The organism is Achromobacter sp. ACM03, assembly GCF_014851665.1.
In the GTDB taxonomy this organism is placed as follows: Bacteria; Pseudomonadota; Gammaproteobacteria; order Burkholderiales; family Burkholderiaceae_B; genus Achromobacter; species Achromobacter aegrifaciens.
Genome location: NZ_JACVAD010000005.1, coordinates 17302 through 34976, shown reverse-complemented (window position 1 = coordinate 34976; position 17675 = coordinate 17302). Strand labels below are relative to the sequence as shown.

Here is a 17675-nt window from a genome sequence, read left to right as displayed (position 1 = left end):
CTGGCGCCGGGACGCGATCCGCGTCACAAGAACAGCACAAGGAGACAAGCAATGAAGAAAGCACTGCTGGCAGGCAGCCTCGCCATTCTCGCGCTGGGCGCCGCCGCCAGCGCCCACGCAGCCTGGCCCGAACGCCCCATCACCATGGTGGTGCCCTTCCCGCCTGGCGGGCCGACCGACCTGGTCGCCCGGGTGCTGGCCAAGCAGCTGACTGACCAGCTGGGCCAGACTGTCGTGGTCGAGAACAAGGGCGGCGCCAACGGCAACATCGGCATGCAGTACGCGGCTGCCGCCAAGCCCGATGGCTACACCGTGCTGTACAACACCTCCTCCATCGCGCTCAGCCCCAATCTGTACCGGTCGCTGGCCTTCGATCCGGTCAAGGACTTCGCGCCGGTGTCGTCCACGGCGGTGATCCCGCTGGTGCTGCTGGTGCATCCGTCCGTGCCGGCGCCGGACACCCGGACCTTCGTGCAGTATGCGCGCGAGCATCCCGGCAAGCTGTCGTATGGGTCGGCCGGCGCCGGCAACGTCACGCACCTGGGCGCCTTGTTGCTGTTGCGCTCGCTCGAAATTGATGCGGTGCACGTCCCCTATCGCGGCAGCGCCCCGGCCATGACGGATCTGGTCGGCGGGCAGGTGCAGCTCATGACCAATACGCTGAACGATTCGCTGGGCTTCATCCGCGAAGGCAAGCTGCGCGCGCTGGCCGTGACCAGCGGCGCGCGCAGCGAGCAATTGCCCGACGTGCCGACGGTGGCGGAAACGGTGGCGCCCGGATTCGAGATGGGCGCCTGGCAAGGCGTGGTGGTGCCGGCGGGCACGCCCGCGCCGGTCATCGACAAGCTGAACGCTGAAATCCGGCGCGCGCTGCAATCGCCTGAAATGACCAGGCAGCTCAAGGCGCAAGGCGCGCAGGCGCTGGGATCCACGCCGCAGGAATATGCCGCCTACATCAAGAGCGAAATCGCGCGGTGGGGAGAGGTGGTGAAGGCCGCCAACGTGAAGCTGGACTGACGGTTACCGAAGGCAGATGCAAAAACGCCCGCGAATCGCGGGCGCTTCTGTCTGAGCTGCCAGGCGGACGGCAAAGCTCAGCGGCCGTTGGCCTTGGCCGTGATGCCGTTGGCCGCGCCCATGTCGGTATTTGGCACGTCGCGCAGCAGCACGCGCACGTCCTGGCCCGAGATGCCGATGCTGGCGCACACCGCCTGGTTCAGCGCCGCGATCAGCGCGGCCTTCTTGGCTTCGTCGCGGCCGGAGATCAGCGCGACGTCGACGCGCGCCATGGCCTTGCCGATTTCGCCGCCCACGATCACATGCGCCGCCGGCACTTCCTGAAGCACGATGCGCACGCTGGGCAGCGGCGCCGCGATGCTCTCGACAACGGCGTTGGATGCGGCCTGCAGCAACGCGGCCTTCTGGGCGGCCGTGTGGCCTTCCATGATCTGGACATTCAAAATAGGCATGACTGATTCCGATGTTCCGAAAAAGGAGAAACCGGCCCAGGCGGCCGGCAAACCATCATATCCGGATCAGGACCGCGCTGACGGCCGCGCGGCCTCGATCCGGATTAGGGTTTCTCCCTGTCAGGCCGCCTGGTCGCGGCGCTCGGGTTCGGACTGCTCCTGCGCGTCGACGGCAGCGGCGGCTTCCGCCGCAGGCGCGGTTTCGGCCAGGGCCGGCGTCACCAGCTCCACCACCTTCTTGCGCGACAGCATGCCGATGAACTCATCGTCTTCGCCGGTCACCGCGACCGGCTGGTCGCTGTGCACCAGCTGGGCCAGCACCTCGCCCAGGCCAGCGGTGGCGGGCACGGAAGCCAGATCCTCGACGTAGCGGGAAATGTCGCGCGCGCCTTCCTCGATGGCGCGCGTGGCGGCCTCGGCGGTCAGCACGCCGGCCAGCCGCTTGCCGTCCAGCACCGGCGCGTACTCGTAGCTCAGGGCGCGCATGCGGTCCATGGCATGGGCGGGACGCGAACGCATGGTCAGGGTCAGGCGCGCCGGATTCACGGCGTGCGTGGCGTTGAGCACCTTGGTGCGGTTCACGTCCTGCAGGAAGGACTGCACGTAGTCATTGGCCGGATTCAGCAGAATGTCTTCCGGCGTGCCTTCCTGCACCAGTTCGCCGTCCTTGAGGATGGCGATGCGGTTGCCCAGGCGCAGGGCTTCGTCCAGGTCATGGGTGATGAAGACGATGGTCTTGTTCAGCTTGGCCTGCAACTGCAGCAACTGGTCCTGCATTTCGCGCCGGATCAGCGGATCCAGCGCCGAGAAGGCCTCGTCCATCAACAGGATTTCGGCGTCGGTGGCCAGCGCCCGGGCCAGGCCGACACGCTGCTGCATGCCGCCCGACAATTGGTGCGGGTACTGGTTCTCGAAGCCCGACAGGCCCACCTGGTCCAGCCACTCGCGGGCGCGCTTTTCGCGTTCGGCGCGGCCGACGCCCTGCACGGTCAGGCCGTAGGCGGCGTTGTCCAGCACGGTGCGGTGCGGGAACAGGCCAAAGCGCTGGAACACCATGCTCATCTTCTTTTGACGGAAGACTTCCAGGTCGCGCTTGTTCAGGCTGACCACGTCCACGCCGTCGACCAGGATGTGGCCGGCGCTGGGTTCGATCAGGCGGTTGAAGTGGCGGATCAGCGTGGACTTGCCGGAACCCGACAGGCCCATGATGACGTAGATGCTGCCTTCTTCGATCGACAGGCTGATGTCGCGCAGGCCCAGCGTGTGGCCGCTTTCGGCCAGCAGCTGTTCCTTGCTCATGCCGCCCTGGGCGGCTTCCAGCCATTTCTTCGGGTGCGGCCCGAAGACCTTGTAGATGTTCTTGACCTCGATCTTGCTCATCGCTGGCCTCCCATGCGCATGCGCTGTCCATACGATTGCGTGATCCGGTCGAACAGCACGGCCAGCACCACGATACCCAAGCCCGCCAGCAGGCCGCGGCCCACTTCCAGGCGGTTGATGCCCAGCAGCACTTCATAGCCCAGGCCGCGCGCGCCGATCATCGAGGCGATCACCACCATCGACAGCGCCATCATCGTGGTCTGGTTGATGCCGGCCATGATATTGGGCAAGGCCAGCGGCAACTGCACGCCGAACAGCTGCTGGCGCGGATTGGCACCGAAGGCGCGCGAGGCTTCCAGCACTTCGCGATCGACCAGGCGGATGCCCAGGTCGGTCAGGCGGATCAGCGGCGGCACGGCATAGATCACGGTGGCGATGATGGCCGGGATCTTGCCCAGGCCGAACAGCATGACCACGGGAATCAGGTACACGAAGCTGGGCATGGTCTGCATCACGTCCAGCACCGGCAGCATGATGGAGCGCAGCCAGTTGACCCGCGCCATCAGCACGCCCAGCGGGATGCCGATGATCACCGACAGGCCGGCCGCCATGATCATGAGCGCCAGCGTCTGCATGCCGGCGTCCCACAGGCCCAGCACGCCGATCACGCACAGCAGCGCGCCCATCGCCAGGCTCAGGCCGATGCGGCGGCTGACGCCCCAGGCGATCGCGATCGTCACCGCGACCACCGCCCACCAGGGCGAATTGCGCAGCAGCTGCTCCAGCCACACCAGGGCATGCAGCACGGGCTGGGACAGAGTCTCCAGCGTGTCGGCATAGTTGGTGACCAAGTGATCGACAAAGCCGTCGATCGCCCCCCGGACCTGCCGGGCGGGAATAATTTCAGGAAACATTCGTTCTACTCCATTCTGGCGCACTCACCGCCCGGACCGCGACCGCATGCCCAGGAATCGGGCAATGCGGCGCAAGCTTGCGGCTTCCAGCTAGAAAACGGCCGGCCATCCCGGCAGCGCCAGCGCATCTCGGTCCGGGCGCGAGCGCCCGGCCGCGAGCGCCCGGCCGGCGGCCATCCTGGCCAAGAAATCCGGCCCCGTGAAGGGCCGGAGCGCACCGCGACGGCGCGCAGCCAGGAACATGGCGGGTTACAGCGCGCTTTGGACGCGCCCGGCGACGTCGGCGGGGACCCACTTGGTCCAGACGTCGGGTTTGTTCTTCAGGAACCACTTGGCCACGGCGTTGGCTTCGTCGCCGGACTCTTCCATGTGGGCCAGGGTTTCGTTGATCACCGGCAGCGGCACCGAGACCTTGGACAGGAATTCGGTGAGCTTGGGCGCTTCCTCGGAGAACTTGGTGTTCACCGCCGTGAAGACGGGATTGTCGGGATAGGCGCTGGGTTCGGGCTTGGCGCACTTGGGCGACGTCAGGCACTTGTGCTTTTCGGCGTCGTAGGGCGGCATGTCCAGCTTGACCAGGTCCATGGAACCCACCAGCGGCGTGGGCGACCAGTAGTAGAAGACCACGTTCTGCTTGCGCTTGTAGGCCGACATCAGGGCCGCCTTCTGCGCCGCGCCCGTGCCGGGCGAATACAGGGTGTAGCTGTCGTCCAGTTTCAGGGCGTGGAACAGGTTGTTGCTGGTGATCTCGCAGCCCCAACCTGCCGGGCAGCCGTAGAAACGGCCCTTGCCGGGCTCTTCCGGATCCTTGAACTTGTCCTTGAACTTCGGCAGGTCGGCGGCGGACTTCAATTCGGGCAGGCGCTCCGCCGTGTAACGCGGGATGTACCAGCCCTCGGCGCCCATGTAGAGATCGCCGATGCGCTTGACCTTGCCGGTCTTCTCGGCGCGGTCCCAGGGGTCGGCGACGCTGTTCAGCCAGATCTCGGTATTGATATCCAGGTCGCCGCGCTCCAGCGCAGCCAGGGCGGGCAGGGTTTCGGTCGGCAAGGTCTCGGTCTTGCAACCGTAGCCCTTTTCCATGATGAAACGTTCGACGTCGACCAGGACCAGATTGGATTCCCAGTTCATCGCGCCGAAATTGACCGGGCGCTTGATTTCGCACTGGACGGCGTCGGCGGCTTGGGCCGCACCGGCAAAGGCGAAGAACACAGCCGCGGCGGCCAGGGTCTTGACAGGGGTAAAACGCATTGGCTTTTGCCTCCATAGGTTCAGGGACACACGCCAGGCTTGGGCCCGGAGGTGCCATGGAGCTAAGGGGGTTGTGCGGAAGACGGGCAGAACCGCCAATACAAACCGACACTAGCAACAAGACGGTCCGCGAGGGTGCGGCATCTTGCAAGACAGGAGCTTCAAAAACGCAGTTTTTGAAAACCCACAGAAAGTGAACAAACTGAACGAAGAAGCCAGCATCTTAAACGAAATTGATGCTCAGCCCAACCCCACCTCGGAATGAATCAGATACATTTCCGGAAAAAACGGTCCGGGATTACCCGCAATCGCAAGGAGTGAAACAGCAGCTTTCCCTAGGGGATTTTGATTCAGACGCAAAGATACATTCAGTAAATAATAAATTCATATCCATACGCTTTGGCGGTTTCGAATTGGCCGGAAATCGCGGTTCCGGCCAGTGGGCGGACGCGTTTCGGCCCACTTCTCGGTGTCAAACCCATTGAAACCGGCCATCCTGCGGACACCCGCTGACCGCTACTCGTTCTTGGCGTACATGTAGTCCCGGCGCCAGGGGTAGGCGAGGTCCGGCGGATTGTCCAGCTCATCGGCGCGTCCTGTCGCCGGATGCTGGCCCAGGATCTGGTGCAGCGCGATCCAGCCGTGCTCGAACGCCATGGCGCAGCCGGCCAGGTACAGCCGGTAGGCGCGCAGCGAACGCTCGCCCTGCTCGCCGCCCAGGATGCGCGCCGCTTCAGGCAGGCGCGCCTCCAGCGCATCGCTCCAGGCCCACAGGGTGCGCGCGTAATGCGGCCGCAGGTTTTCCACGTCCACCTCTTCCAGCCCGCCGTTGGTCAGGGTTTCCATCACCACGCTGACGTGGGTCAATTCGCCGCCCGGGAAGATGTACTTCTCGATGAATTCGCCCATGCCGTTGCCCAGCTCGGCGTTGTAGACGCCGGCAGCGGTAATGCCATGGTTCATGATCAGTCCGCCCGGCTTGAGCAGGCGGCGCAGCTTGGCGAAGTAGCCCTCGAGCTGGGCGCGGCCCACGTGCTCGAACATGCCGACCGACGCGATCTTGTCGTAGGGCGCGGATTCGTCCAGTTTGCGGTAGTCCAGCAGTTCCATGCGGACCCGGCCTGCGAGCCCCTTCTCCTGGATCAGCTTGCTGACATGGGCATGCTGGTTGCGCGACAGGGTGATGCCGGTGGCGTCCACGCCGTAATTCTCGGCAGCCCACAGCAGCAGGCCGCCCCACCCCGCCCCCACATCCAGGAACCGCTCGCCTGCACGCAGGCGCAGCTTGCGGCAGATGTGGTCCAGCTTGGCCTCCTGGGCCTGGGCCAGCGTCATGCCCGGTTCACGGTAGTAGGCGCAGGAATAGACCCGTCGCGGATCCAGCCAGAGCGCGTAGAAATCATCGGACAGGTCGTAGTGGAATTCGATCTGCTTGGCGTCGCGTTCGACCGAATGGCGCCAGACCGACACCACCTTGCGCACCAGCTCGGTCAGCCAGCCGCCGCGCGCCGCGTCCACCGGCGAGCCCGGCAGCAGCGCCGACGCCGCGGCCATCACATCGCGCATATTGCCTTCGATGTCGATGCGGCCTTCCACGTAATCCTGCCCCAGCACGCCCACTGCGCCTTCGGCCAGGTGCGCCAGCGCAGTCTTGTCGTGCGTGACGAAACGAACGCGGGGTTCGGGCGGCCCCAGCACGGCGCCGTCGGGCAGAACCAGCTGGACCGGGACCGGCAGGGCCTGGAGTTTGCGTTCCACAACAGACAACAAAGGATTCACGACTTCTCCTCTGGAATACGTACGGACCGCAATGACTTTATCGGAAAAAACTTGCAATTTGCTTGTAAGGTTGCCCGTGATACAGTCGTTTACTTGGCCCAAACCGTGCAACAAACCGCATCCGGGCCCTGTCACTGCGCTACCCCGCAATCCACATGCCCCCATCACAGTCTTTTCGCAGCGGCCTGCCTGGCTGGCTGATACTCATGGGCGCGCTGACCGCAATCGGTCCGTTCGCCATCGATATGTACCTGCCCGCGTTCCCCACGATCGCGGCGAACCTGGGCGTGTCGCGCGGCGACGTCGAACGCACTTTGGCCGCCTACCTGATCGGCCTGGCGATGGCGCAGGTGTTCTATGGCCCGATGGCCGACCGCTACGGGCGCAAGCCGCCGCTGCTGGTGGGGCTGACGCTGTTCATGATCGCTTCGCTGGGCTGTGCGCTGTCGGGGTCGGTGGAAGCGCTGACCGGCTGGCGCGTGGTGCAGGCCATGGGCGGGGCCGCCGGCATTGTGATCCCGCGCGCGGTCATCCGTGACCACTACGAAACCCATGAAGCCGCGCGCGCCATGTCGCTGCTGATGCTCATCATGGGCCTGGCCCCCATTCTCGCGCCCCTGGCGGGCGGCCAACTGCTTGCCATCACCTCGTGGCGCAGCCTGTTCTGGGTCATGCTGGCCGGCGGCGCGATGTTGATGGCTGCCGTGATCCTGATCATGAAGGAATCGCTGGCGCCTGAACGCGTGGTGCCCCTGCGCTGGGAAACCATCCTGCGCAACTACCGCGACCTGTTCGCGCATCGCGGCTTCATGGCGCACAGCCTGGCCGGCGGTTTCGGCCAGGCCGGCATGTTCGCCTACATCATCGGCTCGCCGCGCGTCTTCATCGAACTCTACGGCGTGCCGCCCCAGTACTACGGCCTGCTGTTCGGCACCAACGCGCTCTCGCTCATCGTCTGCTCGCAGATCAGCGCGCGCCTGCTGCGCACCTACACGCCGCGCCAGTTGCAGCGCCGCGCCCTGACCTCGCTGGCCTGCGCCAGCCTGGCGGCGGTCGCGCTGACGCTGGGCGGCTGGATGACCCTGCCCCTGCTGATGCTGTGCCTGATCTGCTACATGGGCAGCCAGGGCTTCGTGAATCCCAACTCGGCGGCGCTGGCGCTGGCGGACCAGGGCAAGCGGCTGGGCGCGGCTTCCGCGCTGTTGGGGACGCTGCAATTGTCCTGCGGCGCGCTGGCCGGTTTCGCCGTCAGCGCCTGGCAGACCGACAGCGCCCTGCCCCTGACGACCACGCTGGCGGCCTGCGCCTGCCTGTCCTGGATCTCGGGCCGCGTGGCGCAATCGCACACCAAGTAGCCTGGCCGCTTGATTTATTTAGGCTTTTCGTATTAGAATCTAAGTCTTCACATGAAGTTTCCCGTGCCGGACTACTATGCTTTGTAGTTCAGCACTCTGACCCCAACCGCGCAACGTCTGGCGATTTTCTTAGGAAATCCCAGAGATTCTTCCAAGAATTCCGCGGGTGGCAGGCAGCGGGTATAAGCACTGGGGCGGACCAGACGGGCTTTAACAGCCACTCCGATCCCCCCTCATCCACTAAGACTGGGTGGCCGGCAAAGGCAGCGCAAGCGCCTCTACAGCCCGGCGGCTGAAACCCTGTCTACCCCCCAAGCGATGCGCGACAAAAGAACGACCTAAAGAGGTGCATCCATGGCACGCGTATGCCAAGTGACCGGCAAAGGCCCGATGGTGGGCAACAATGTTTCGCACGCGAACAACAAGACCAAGCGTCGCTTCCTGCCCAACCTGCAATCGCGCCGGTTCTGGGTTGAAAGCGAAAACCGCTGGGTCCGCCTGCGTGTTTCGGCCAAGGCCATCCGCACGATCGACAAGAACGGCATCGACGCCGTGCTGGCCGAAATGCGTGCCCGCGGCGAACTGGCTTAATCAGCCTCCCCGCCAATCTACATACTAGGAGCACGACATGGCCAAAGGTATCCGCGAAAAGATCAAGCTCGAGTCGACTGCCGGCACGGGTCATTTCTACACGACCACCAAGAACAAGCGCAACATGCCCGAGAAGATGCTGATCAAGAAATTTGATCCGGTCGCTCGCAAGCACGTTGACTACAAGGAAACCAAGCTGAAGTAATTCAGCCGGTTTTCCCGCAAGTCGAAAAGGCCCTGCACCGCAGGGCCTTTTTTCATTTCTGGCGAGCGCCGCATGGGGCGCCTTGTCTATTGCCCCGGGGCGAAGGCCCATGTTCCAATTGGGCCGCTGTCATCCGCCGCGCCTGCTGGCGCCAGATTCCCTCTCCACGCGATACCTGACATGTTCCGTCCCTGCCTTACCCTGCTGCGCCGCGCCGTGGCGCCGGCACTCCTGGCCCTGGCGCTGGCTCCCGCCGCCTCGGCCAAGGACAAGGAGCCACCCATCCGCATCGGCGAGATCAACAGCTACAAGGCGATACCCGCCTTTCTTGGCCCCTATAAAAAGGGCTGGCAGCTGGCGCTGGAAGAGGTCAACGCCGGCGGAGGCGTGCTGGGCAGGAAGCTGGAAGTGATCTCGCGCGACGACAACGGCAACCCCGGCGATTCGGTGCGCGCGGCCCAGGAATTGCTGGCCCGCGAAAAGGTCGAGCTGCTGTTCGGCGGATTCCTTTCCAATACCGGCCTGGCGCTGACGGATTTCGCCAAACAGCAGCAGGTGTTCTTCCTGGCGGCCGAGCCTCTCACCGACAAGATCACCTGGCAGGACGGCAACCGCTACACCTACCGTCTGCGCCCCTCAACCTGGATGCACGTGGCGGCGCTGGCCCCCAAGGCGCTGGCCTTGCGCAAGAAGCGCTGGGCCATCGTCTACCCCAACTACGAGTATGGGCAGTCCGCGGTGGCCACCTTCAAGGCCATGATGACCTCGTTCCAGTCCGACGTGGAGTTCGTCGCGGAGCAGGCCGTGCCGCTGGGCAAGGTCGATGCCGGCGCCGTGGTGCAGGCCCTGGCCGACGCCAAGCCCGACGCGATCTTCAACGTGCTGTTCGCCGCCGACCTGACGCGCTTCGTGCGCGAGGGCAATACCCGCGGCCTGTTCGAGAACCGCGCCGTGGTGTCGGTGCTGTCTGGCGAACCCGAATACCTGGAACCGCTGGGCGCCGACACGCCCACCGGCTGGATCGTCACGGGCTACCCCTGGTACGCCATCGACACCCCGGCCAACACCACGTTCGTCGAAGCCTACAAGAAGCGCTACAACGAAACGCCCAAGGTCGGCTCGGTCGTGGGCTACGCGTCCCTCATGTCCATCGCCCAGGGCCTGAAGGCTGCGGGCGAAGTGGACACCGAAAAACTGGTCGACGCGTTTGCCGGCCTGAAGGTGGACACGCCCTATGGCCCCATCCAATACCGCAAGATCGACCACCAGTCGACCATGGGCGTGTACGTGGGCGTGACCGCGGTGGAAGACGGCAAGGGCATCATGAAGGACTTCGCCTATATCGACGGCGCACGCCTGCAGCCGCCTGACGAGCAAGTGCGCAAGATGCGTCCGGCGCACTGATGAGCCTGTCAGGGCTGCTGCTGCAGCTGCTCAATGGGCTGGCGGACGCCAGCGCGCTGTTCCTGGTCGCCGCCGGCCTGTCGCTGATCTTCGGCGTCACGCGCGTGGTGAACTTCGCCCACGGCTCGTTCTACATGCTGGGCGTCTACCTGGCCTGGACCTTCACCAACTACTTCGGCGACGGCGCCGGCTATTGGGCCGGGCTGCTTCTGGCGGCGCTGGCCACGGGCCTTATCGGCGCGGCCGCCGAATGGCTGGTGCTGCGGCGCCTGTACCAGGCGCCTGAACTGTTCCAGCTGCTGGCGACCTTTGCACTGGTGCTCATCATCGGCGACGCCGCGCTGGCCATCTGGGGCCCCGAAGACCTGTTCGCAGCGCGCGCCCCCGGCCTGTCTGGCGCCGTGCAGATCCTGGGCCGGCGCTATCCCGAATACGACCTGCTGCTGATCGCCGCCGGCCCCGTGGTACTGGGCCTGCTTTGGCTGCTGCTGATGCGTACGCGCTGGGGCCGGCTGCTGCGGGCCGCGGCGGAAAATCGCAAGATGCTGGCCGCGCTGGGCGTGAATCAAGCCTGGCTGTTCACCTCGGCATTCACCCTGGGCGCGTTCCTGGCCGGCCTGGGCGGCGCGCTGGCCGCGCCGCGGGTACCCGCCACCCTGGGCCTGGACCTGGAGATCATCGCCAGCGCGTTCGTGGTGGTGGTGGTGGGCGGCCTGGGTTCGATTCCCGGCGCCTTCCTCGCCGCCTTGTTGATCTGCTCGGTCAAGGCATTGTTCGTGTTCCTGGGACAGGTGCAGATCGGCCCCTGGCTTTTCAATCTGTCCAAGCTCACGCTGCTGGCGGAATTCGCCGTGATGGCCGTGGTGCTGGTCGTGCGGCCCTGGGGTCTGCTGGGCAAACCGCCCGAGCCGGCATCCCACACCGCCGCCCCGGAGCGCCCCATCGCGCCGGCCGGCCGCGGCCTGCGGCTGGCCTATGGCGCGCTGTTGGCGCTCCTGGTACTGGCGCCGGTGGCGGCCGCTCACAGCCCCTATCTGGGCATCCTGCTGACCGAAATCCTGATCGCCGCGCTGTTTGCCGCCAGCCTGCATTTCCTCACCGGGCTGGCCGGCATGACCTCGTTTGGCCATGCCGCCTGGTTCGGCCTGGGCGCCTACGGCGCCGCGCTGCTCCTGAAGCTGGCGGCCGTGCCGATGGAAGCGGCGCTGCTGCTCGGCCCCTTCGCCGCGGCGCTCGGCGCCCTGCTGTTCGGCTGGTTCTGCGTGCGCCTGTCGGGCGTGTACCTGGCGATGCTGACCCTGGCGGTGGCGCAGATCCTCTGGGCGCTGGCCTATCAATGGGATGACGTGACGGGCGGCAGCAACGGCCTGATCGGGCTGTGGCCATCGGCCTGGCTCGCCCAGGGCCCCTGGTTCTATTACCTGACGCTGGCGCTGTGCGTGGCCGGCATCGCCTGGCTGCGCCGCCTGGCGTTCTCGCCGCTGGGCTATGCGCTGCGCGGCGTGCGCGATTCGGCCCTGCGCGCCGAGGCGCTGGGCATGGACACGCGGCGCGTGCAATGGGCGGGCTTCGTGGCCGCGTCTTTCGCCGCCGGCCTGGCAGGCTCGCTCTACGCATTTTCCAAGGGCAGCATCGCGCCCGACACGCTGGCCGTGAGCCGCTCCGTGGACGGACTGGTCATGGTGCTGCTGGGCGGGTTGCAGACGCTGGCCGGCCCGCTCGTTGGCGCTGCGTCCTACACCTGGCTGCAGGATGCCGCCGCGCGCAGCACCGAGTACTGGCACGCGGTGCTGGGGCTGGCCATCCTGGCCCTGGTCATGGCGTTTCCCGAGGGGCTGGCAGGCGCTGCCGCGCGCCTGGCCGCAAGCTGGAACAGGAGGCGCGCATGAACACCGCCCCCCTGCTGCGAGTCCGGGACCTGCGCAAATCATTCGGCGGCATCGACGCGCTGGCCGGCGTGTCCTTCACGCTGGAAGCGGGCCGGATGCTGGCGCTGATCGGCCCCAACGGCGCCGGCAAGTCCACCTGTTTCAACGCGCTGGGTGGCCAGCTGCGGCCCGACTCGGGCTCCGTCCTGCTGGACGGCCGCGAACTGGTAGGCCTGTCGGCAGGCAAGATCTGCCGGTTGGGCGTGGGACGCACCTTCCAGACCGCGGCCACCTTCCGCTCCATGACGGTGCGCGAGAACGTGCAGACTGCGCTGCTGTCGCGCGACCGGCTGCTGCTGAATCCGTGGCGCCGGGCCACCCGGCACGCGGCCGAGGAGGCCATGTCGCTGCTGTCCCAGGTGCAGATGGCGGACAAGGCGCAGGAGCATTGCGGCACGCTGGCCTACGGCGACGTCAAGCGGGTGGAGCTGGCGATGGCGCTGGCGCACCAGCCGCGCCTCTTGCTGATGGACGAACCCACGGCGGGCATGGCCACCAATGAACGCCATGCGCTGATGCGGCTGACGCGCACGCTGGCGGACACCCAGCGCATTGCGGTCCTGTTCACCGAGCACAGCCTGGATGTTGTGTTCAAGCACGCCGATCGCATCGCAGTGCTGGTGCGCGGCAGCCTGCTGGCCGAGGGCGAACCCGCAACGATCGCGGCCGACGAGCGGGTCCGCGCGGCCTATCTGGGCACGGAAGCGCCGCAGCCGGCCTGAGCCGGCCGCGCACGCGGCCTCAGTCGTTCCTCAGCCCGTTGGGCTGGCATTCCCAGAAGATCTTGGCCTGGCATCCCTCGCAAATGCCGCGGTCCAGCTTGGCGTAGATCGTATGCAGCGCGGTCGCCTTGTCGGGAAAGATATGGTCCTCGCCCAGCCGCTGCAGGAAACCCGTGCGACGCCACATGTCCAGCACTTCCGGCCGCGGGCGGTGGAAGTACAGATCGCCGCCCATGGCCCGCCTGGCGGCCAGTTCGTCTTCCCAGACCTGCGCGCCCGCCATGTCGATGAAATTCATGCTCTTGGCCATCACCAGCAGATGGCGCGGCGCGCCGGGCGCCGCGCGCAGCTCATGCAGGCGCTGCGCCACGTGCGTGGCAGCGCCGAAATAGACCGACCCTTCCATGCGCAGCAGCTTCAGTTGCGGGCACTCCGGCAAGGCATCCGGCGCGTGCTCCAACACCACGAAGCGCCGCTCCAAGCCGCGCGAGTCGAAGCCCATGGTGCGCATCGCCGGCCGCGAGGTGCGGTGCAGGTAGACCATCAGCGACAACACCGTGCCCAGCAGGATCGCCACTTCCATGCGTATGGTGATGGTGGCAGCCAGCGTGGCGGCGGCGATGATCGCTTCGCCGCGCTGGGTGCGGATCAGTTGCCGCCAGCGCGGAATGTCGAACAGGGTCCAGGCCACCAGCAGCAGCAGCCCGGAAATCGCCGCGTGCGGAATCATGGCCAAAAGCGGCGCGGACAGGGCCACCAGCGCCACCAGCAGCAAGGCCGAGAACACGGACGCCAGCGGCGTCTTGGCGCCAGCCTCGTAGTTGGGAATGGACCTGTTGAGCGACCCGCAAGACAGGTAACAGGAGAAAAAGCCGCCCACAATATTGGACAGCCCCTGCCCCACGAATTCGCGGTTGGCGTCGATGCGCTGGCCCGAACGCGTGGCCACGGCCTTGGCGATGGAGATGGATTGCGCCAGCGCCACGATGGTCAGCGCGAAGGCCACGCTCAGCAGTTCGGGCAAGGCGCGCCAATCGACGCTGGGAATATGGAAAGGCGGCCAAGGTTGGGCCAGCGCACCCAGCACTGACACCGGCGCACCTTCGGTCAGCGCGTTGAAGCCCGCGGCCGCCAGCGCGCCCGCCGCCAGCCCCGCCAACATGTAGGGCTTGCGCTTGTCCAGGCGCCGCACCAGCAGCGCCACGGCCAGGGTGGTCAGGGTCACCAGCAAGGCGCCCCAGTGCACCTGCGCCAGATTCGCGGCCAGGCTGGCCAGCAAGGCGCCCGCGCCGTGCGCGTCCGGCGACGGCATGCCCAGCGCGTCCTTCAGCGCATGCACGGCGATCAGCAGCGCCGCGCCGCTGGTGAAACCGAACAGCGCCGACGGCGAGATGAAGTGCGCCAGCGAGCCCAGCCTGAGCGTGCCCACCAGCCATTGCATCAGCCCGACCAGCACGGTCACGGCCAGCGCCAGCTGGATGTAGCCCTGGCTGCCGGCCACCGCCAGCGGCGTCAACACCGCATAGAGCGCCAACGAGTTGGCATTGGTCGGGCCCGACATGACATGGCGGCTGGACCCGAAGAGCGCCGCGACGATACAGGGAACGATGGCGGAATACAGGCCGTACTCGGGCGGCAGGCCCGCCAGCATGGCGAACGCCACGCCCTGCGGCAACACCAGCAAGGCGCCCAGCAAGCCCGCCGTCGCATCCGCGCGCAAGGTCCGCGCATTGACCTCGTCCACCCACGAGCCGAACAACCGGCGCGCGACGCTCATCCCCCCCTGCATCATTCTTTCTTGTCCCTCGGCATCTGCTTTCTGATTGGTTCCGCCTGCGGCGCACAGGGCGGGCGGCGGGTCGTCTAGCGTAATCGCTAGCGCCCCTCGCGCGCAACGCGTCCCGCTTACTTGAGGTAACGGCGCTCCAGCTCCCGCATATGGGCATCGCCCTGCAGCGCGATGATTTCCTTGACCGCCGGCAGCGCCGCATCCACCTGATGGATGCCGCCATCGCTGCGGATGCGGGCGAACACGTCCCGCATCGCCCCCACCGCGGCGCGGATGGCGTGATTGCCATAGATGACCAGGCCGACCTTGCCCAGCGCCTGGATATCGGCTTCGCGCAGTTGCGGATAGGCGGTGGGCACCAGCACCAGCGGCGCGCGGCCTTGCCATGCCGCGACGAACGACAGGATCTCGTCGGGCGTGTTCTGCTTGGAATGGATCAGGATGGCGTCCGCGCCCGCAGCTTCATACGCGCGCGCCCGGACCAAGGCTTCCTGCTCGCCGGCGCCCGCGATCAGCGCCTCGGTCCGGGCGATCACGCAGAAATCCGCATCGCGGCGGGCGCTGCAGGCGGCTTCGATCTTGCCCTGGAACTCCTCGATCCGCACCAGCTCCTGCCTGCCGGACGCGCGCAGACTCGTGTCCTTGGGAAAGGTCTTGTCTTCCATCACCACCGCCGACACGCCCGCAGCTTCGTACTGCGGCACCATGTAGGAGACATTGATGGCATTGCCGAATCCGGTGTCGATGTCGGCAATCACGGGCACGTCCACCGCGGCGGCGATCGCCCGCATCATGTCCAGGTGCTGCGAGGGCGAGAGTATGTTGGCATCGGGCACGGCGTAGCTGGCCGACAGCTCGAAGCCGCTGCCCCAGATGGCGTCGAACCCGGCATCGGCCGCCAGCCTGGCGGACAGCGGGTTGTGCGCCGACATGGCGTGCATCAAGACGGGATCCTGCAATTTCTGGCGGAAACGGGCGTTTCTGGTCATGGCGGACACGTAGGCAAAAACCCGGCGCGCCGCGCGCCGGCTGCGGCCATCGTAGCGCCAATCCCCGCCTTGCCCGAAACGTCAGCCGGCCTCGCCGCCGCGTCGCGCCTTCATGGCCTGCCCGATCCCGGCCAGCGTATCGTCCGGGATCAGCCGCGCCGCCATCGGCAGCAGTTCGCTTTCCTCACGCTGGATATGCGCGGCGTAGGCATCGGTGAAATCCTGCACCTGGCTGGCGGGCAGCTCGGCCTGGCGGCCCGCCGCGATCTCGGCGAGCGCCTGGCGCAAGGGCTCCCAGCGCCGCGCCAACTGCCGGTGCTCGGCCATCAGGCCGTCCACCAGCGCATGCAGACAGACGGCGTCAGAGCCGGCCATGGATTCGATCAAGGCCGGAAACAGGTCCTCTTCCTCGTCCTCGTGATGGTGTGCGGCCGCGGTATCGAAGTAGCGCATGACGCTGGCCGCCGCGGTTTGAGCCGCGGCGTCGCTGCCATGCACCGGCAGGTGCGCGGCAAGACGCCCCAAGGTCGCGCACTGGCGGGAAATGCGGCCATGGCAGGCCGACAGCAAAGCCAAGGGATCATCCGCGCCCGGCGCCGGGGCCGGGCCTCCAGGAAAGCTCACCGCCATCGCACACCTCCGTTATCCGGCGTGGCCACGCCACCACAAGCGGATGGAATCCCACGCGCGTCCCGCGAATCCGGCCTCGGCCACCGGTTCCAGTGCCACCACCGGAAACTGCATGGCGGGCTTGCCGTCCACCAGCACACGCACCTCGCCCACTGCGGACTGGGCCGCGATCGGCGCAATCAGCGGATCCTGCGGTGTCCAGACCGGTTCGACCTTGGCGCCCGCAGGCACCGTCACGTAGGCATCGCGCGCGAATCCGGCCTTCAGGCTGTCCTGCTCGCCCTTCCATACCTCGGGCGTGGCGACCGCCTGGCCGCGCGCGTACAGCTTGATGGTATTGAACCCCTGAAAGCCCCACTCCAGCAACTCGCGGCTTTCCTGCGTGCGCAGCTTGTCCGACGCCGTGCCCACCACCACCGTGATCAGGCGGCGCTGGTCAGCGCCATTAGGACGCTGCGCGGTGGCGACGATGCAATAGCCGGCCGATTCGGTATGCCCGGTCTTCAGCCCGTCCACGCTGGGATCCAGCCACAGCAGGCGGTTGCGGTTCGGCTGCGTGATCTTGTTGTAGGTGAACTGCTTGGCCGAATCGTAGGTCCTGTAGAGCTGCGGATAATCGCGAATGAAACGCGTGGCCAGCATGGACAGGTCGCTGGCGGTGGAGTAGGTCCCCGGATCGGGCAAGCCGTGCGGGCTGGCGAAATGCGTGGCGTGCAGGCCGAGCCTGGCGGCGGTGTCGTTCATCCGCGCCACGAAGGCCTCGACGCTGCCCGACACGGCTTCGGCCAGCGCGATGGCCGCGTCGTTGCCCGACTGGATCATCAGGCCGCGCAGCAGATCGTCCACCGACACCTTCGAGCCCGGCTCCAGGAACATCTTCGAGCTGCCCGCCGGCACCTTCCAGGCGCGGGTCGACACCGTGACCATTTGCGCCGCGGACAGCTCTTTCTTGCTGAGCGCCTCGAACACGACATAGGCCGTCATGATCTTGGTCAGGGACGCGGGCTCGATCCGGGTCGTCGCCGCATGCGACGCGATCACCTGTCCGCTGGTCTCGTCCAGCAAGAGCCAGGCCTTGGCCGACAGGGCCGGCGCGGGCACCGTCTGCGCCACGGCGCCCGACATGCACGCGGCCGCGACGATCAGGCTCGCCGCCAACTTCTTCATCAACATATGACTGCTTTGCTTCCATGCTTGGTTTTTTCCGCGCGGGTCTCGCGCAGGGCACGCAATTGGAACATGCCCGGCGCAGTTGGTTCAGTGCCGCAGGCATCTGAAAAGATGCGCGATGAATGTCACGACATCTTGCTGGAGCCCTTCTACAAAGCA

16 protein-coding genes are annotated in these 17675 nt (G+C 66.4%); 7 read left to right on the top strand and 9 right to left on the bottom strand.

Annotated elements, in window-relative coordinates; genetic code table 11:
* The first annotated feature begins 51 nt into the window (after positions 1–51).
* Positions 52–1017, top strand: coding sequence for a tripartite tricarboxylate transporter substrate binding protein (locus IB257_RS21785; protein WP_125471078.1), 966 nt, complete (start codon positions 52–54; stop codon positions 1015–1017).
* Positions 1018–1094: 77 nt separating this feature from the next.
* On the opposite strand, the gene IB257_RS21780 is transcribed toward IB257_RS21785, so the two are convergent.
* The 5 genes from IB257_RS21780 to IB257_RS21760 form a co-directional block, all read right to left on the bottom strand.
* A complete protein-coding gene (locus tag IB257_RS21780; protein ID WP_054451217.1) occupies positions 1095–1469 on the bottom strand; it encodes a tautomerase family protein in 375 nt (124 codons plus the stop codon).
* 120 nt (positions 1470–1589) lie between these two features.
* Entirely contained in the window at positions 1590–2849 is a 1260-nt protein-coding gene (locus tag IB257_RS21775; RefSeq protein ID WP_054451216.1) for a glycine betaine/L-proline ABC transporter ATP-binding protein, read from the bottom strand.
* The gene (locus IB257_RS21770) at positions 2846–3703 is read right to left on the bottom strand and encodes a proline/glycine betaine ABC transporter permease (protein ID WP_054451215.1); all 858 of its coding nucleotides are present in this window, start codon (positions 3701–3703) and stop codon (positions 2846–2848) included. Before IB257_RS21770 ends, IB257_RS21775 begins: the two co-directional genes overlap by 4 nt.
* 249 nt (positions 3704–3952) lie before the next feature.
* Positions 3953–4954, bottom strand: coding sequence for an ABC transporter substrate-binding protein (locus IB257_RS21765; protein WP_054451214.1), 1002 nt, complete (start codon positions 4952–4954; stop codon positions 3953–3955).
* A gap of 516 nt (positions 4955–5470) precedes the next feature.
* The gene (locus IB257_RS21760) at positions 5471–6733 is read right to left on the bottom strand and encodes a class I SAM-dependent methyltransferase (RefSeq protein WP_156337314.1); all 1263 of its coding nucleotides are present in this window, start codon (positions 6731–6733) and stop codon (positions 5471–5473) included.
* A gap of 206 nt (positions 6734–6939) precedes the next feature.
* On the opposite strand from IB257_RS21760, the gene IB257_RS21755 reads away from it, so the two are divergent.
* The 6 genes from IB257_RS21755 (at position 6940) to IB257_RS21730 (ending at position 12938) form a co-directional block, all read left to right on the top strand.
* A complete protein-coding gene (locus IB257_RS21755; RefSeq protein ID WP_054451213.1) occupies positions 6940–8088 on the top strand; it encodes a Bcr/CflA family multidrug efflux MFS transporter in 1149 nt (382 codons plus the stop codon).
* Positions 8089–8442: 354 nt separating this feature from the next.
* Positions 8443–8679 (top strand): 50S ribosomal protein L28, encoded by a 237-nt coding sequence (gene rpmB / locus IB257_RS21750; RefSeq protein ID WP_006385639.1) that lies wholly within the window; start codon positions 8443–8445, stop codon positions 8677–8679.
* Positions 8680–8716: 37 nt separating this feature from the next.
* The gene (gene rpmG, locus IB257_RS21745) at positions 8717–8884 is read left to right on the top strand and encodes a 50S ribosomal protein L33 (protein ID WP_003810296.1); all 168 of its coding nucleotides are present in this window, start codon (positions 8717–8719) and stop codon (positions 8882–8884) included.
* 180 nt (positions 8885–9064) lie between these two features.
* Positions 9065–10288, top strand: a complete 1224-nt coding sequence (locus IB257_RS21740; protein ID WP_054451212.1) for an ABC transporter substrate-binding protein — start codon at positions 9065–9067, stop codon at positions 10286–10288.
* Entirely contained in the window at positions 10288–12177 is a 1890-nt protein-coding gene (locus IB257_RS21735; protein WP_175214252.1) for an ABC transporter permease, read from the top strand. Before IB257_RS21740 ends, IB257_RS21735 begins: the two co-directional genes overlap by 1 nt.
* Complete coding sequence (locus IB257_RS21730) at positions 12174–12938, top strand: ABC transporter ATP-binding protein (protein WP_054451210.1); 765 nt, start codon at positions 12174–12176, stop codon at positions 12936–12938. Before IB257_RS21735 ends, IB257_RS21730 begins: the two co-directional genes overlap by 4 nt.
* Positions 12939–12957: 19 nt before the next feature.
* On the opposite strand, the gene IB257_RS21725 is transcribed toward IB257_RS21730, so the two are convergent.
* The 4 genes from IB257_RS21725 to IB257_RS21710 all read right to left on the bottom strand — a co-directional run bounded on the left by IB257_RS21725 (position 12958) and on the right by IB257_RS21710 (position 17519).
* A complete protein-coding gene (locus IB257_RS21725) occupies positions 12958–14715 on the bottom strand; it encodes a SulP family inorganic anion transporter (RefSeq protein ID WP_054451209.1) in 1758 nt (585 codons plus the stop codon).
* Between the two features lie 128 nt (positions 14716–14843).
* Positions 14844–15716 (bottom strand): phosphonopyruvate hydrolase, encoded by an 873-nt coding sequence (locus tag IB257_RS21720; RefSeq protein WP_175214253.1) that lies wholly within the window; start codon positions 15714–15716, stop codon positions 14844–14846.
* 81 nt (positions 15717–15797) lie between these two features.
* Complete coding sequence (locus IB257_RS21715) at positions 15798–16346, bottom strand: hemerythrin domain-containing protein (protein ID WP_054451207.1); 549 nt, start codon at positions 16344–16346, stop codon at positions 15798–15800.
* 12 nt (positions 16347–16358) lie between these two features.
* Positions 16359–17519: a D-alanyl-D-alanine carboxypeptidase family protein gene (locus tag IB257_RS21710; RefSeq protein ID WP_082400716.1), complete on the bottom strand. Its 1161-nt coding sequence runs from the start codon at positions 17517–17519 to the stop codon at positions 16359–16361.
* Between the last annotated feature and the right edge of the window lie 156 nt (positions 17520–17675).

Coding starts and splice junctions, on each gene's coding strand:
- IB257_RS21785 (WP_125471078.1), top strand. CDS start 52: ATGAAGAAAGCACTGCTGGCAGGCAGCCTCGCCATTCTCGCGCTGGGC.
- IB257_RS21780 (WP_054451217.1), bottom strand. CDS start 1,469: ATGCCTATTTTGAATGTCCAGATCATGGAAGGCCACACGGCCGCCCAG.
- IB257_RS21775 (WP_054451216.1), bottom strand. CDS start 2,849: ATGAGCAAGATCGAGGTCAAGAACATCTACAAGGTCTTCGGGCCGCAC.
- IB257_RS21770 (WP_054451215.1), bottom strand. CDS start 3,703: ATGTTTCCTGAAATTATTCCCGCCCGGCAGGTCCGGGGGGCGATCGAC.
- IB257_RS21765 (WP_054451214.1), bottom strand. CDS start 4,954: ATGCGTTTTACCCCTGTCAAGACCCTGGCCGCCGCGGCTGTGTTCTTC.
- IB257_RS21755 (WP_054451213.1), top strand. CDS start 6,940: ATGGGCGCGCTGACCGCAATCGGTCCGTTCGCCATCGATATGTACCTG.
- rpmB (WP_006385639.1), top strand. CDS start 8,443: ATGGCACGCGTATGCCAAGTGACCGGCAAAGGCCCGATGGTGGGCAAC.
- rpmG (WP_003810296.1), top strand. CDS start 8,717: ATGGCCAAAGGTATCCGCGAAAAGATCAAGCTCGAGTCGACTGCCGGC.
- IB257_RS21740 (WP_054451212.1), top strand. CDS start 9,065: ATGTTCCGTCCCTGCCTTACCCTGCTGCGCCGCGCCGTGGCGCCGGCA.
- IB257_RS21735 (WP_175214252.1), top strand. CDS start 10,288: ATGAGCCTGTCAGGGCTGCTGCTGCAGCTGCTCAATGGGCTGGCGGAC.
- IB257_RS21730 (WP_054451210.1), top strand. CDS start 12,174: ATGAACACCGCCCCCCTGCTGCGAGTCCGGGACCTGCGCAAATCATTC.
- IB257_RS21725 (WP_054451209.1), bottom strand. CDS start 14,715: ATGAGCGTCGCGCGCCGGTTGTTCGGCTCGTGGGTGGACGAGGTCAAT.
- IB257_RS21720 (WP_175214253.1), bottom strand. CDS start 15,716: ATGACCAGAAACGCCCGTTTCCGCCAGAAATTGCAGGATCCCGTCTTG.
- IB257_RS21715 (WP_054451207.1), bottom strand. CDS start 16,346: ATGGCGGTGAGCTTTCCTGGAGGCCCGGCCCCGGCGCCGGGCGCGGAT.
- IB257_RS21710 (WP_082400716.1), bottom strand. CDS start 17,519: ATGTTGATGAAGAAGTTGGCGGCGAGCCTGATCGTCGCGGCCGCGTGC.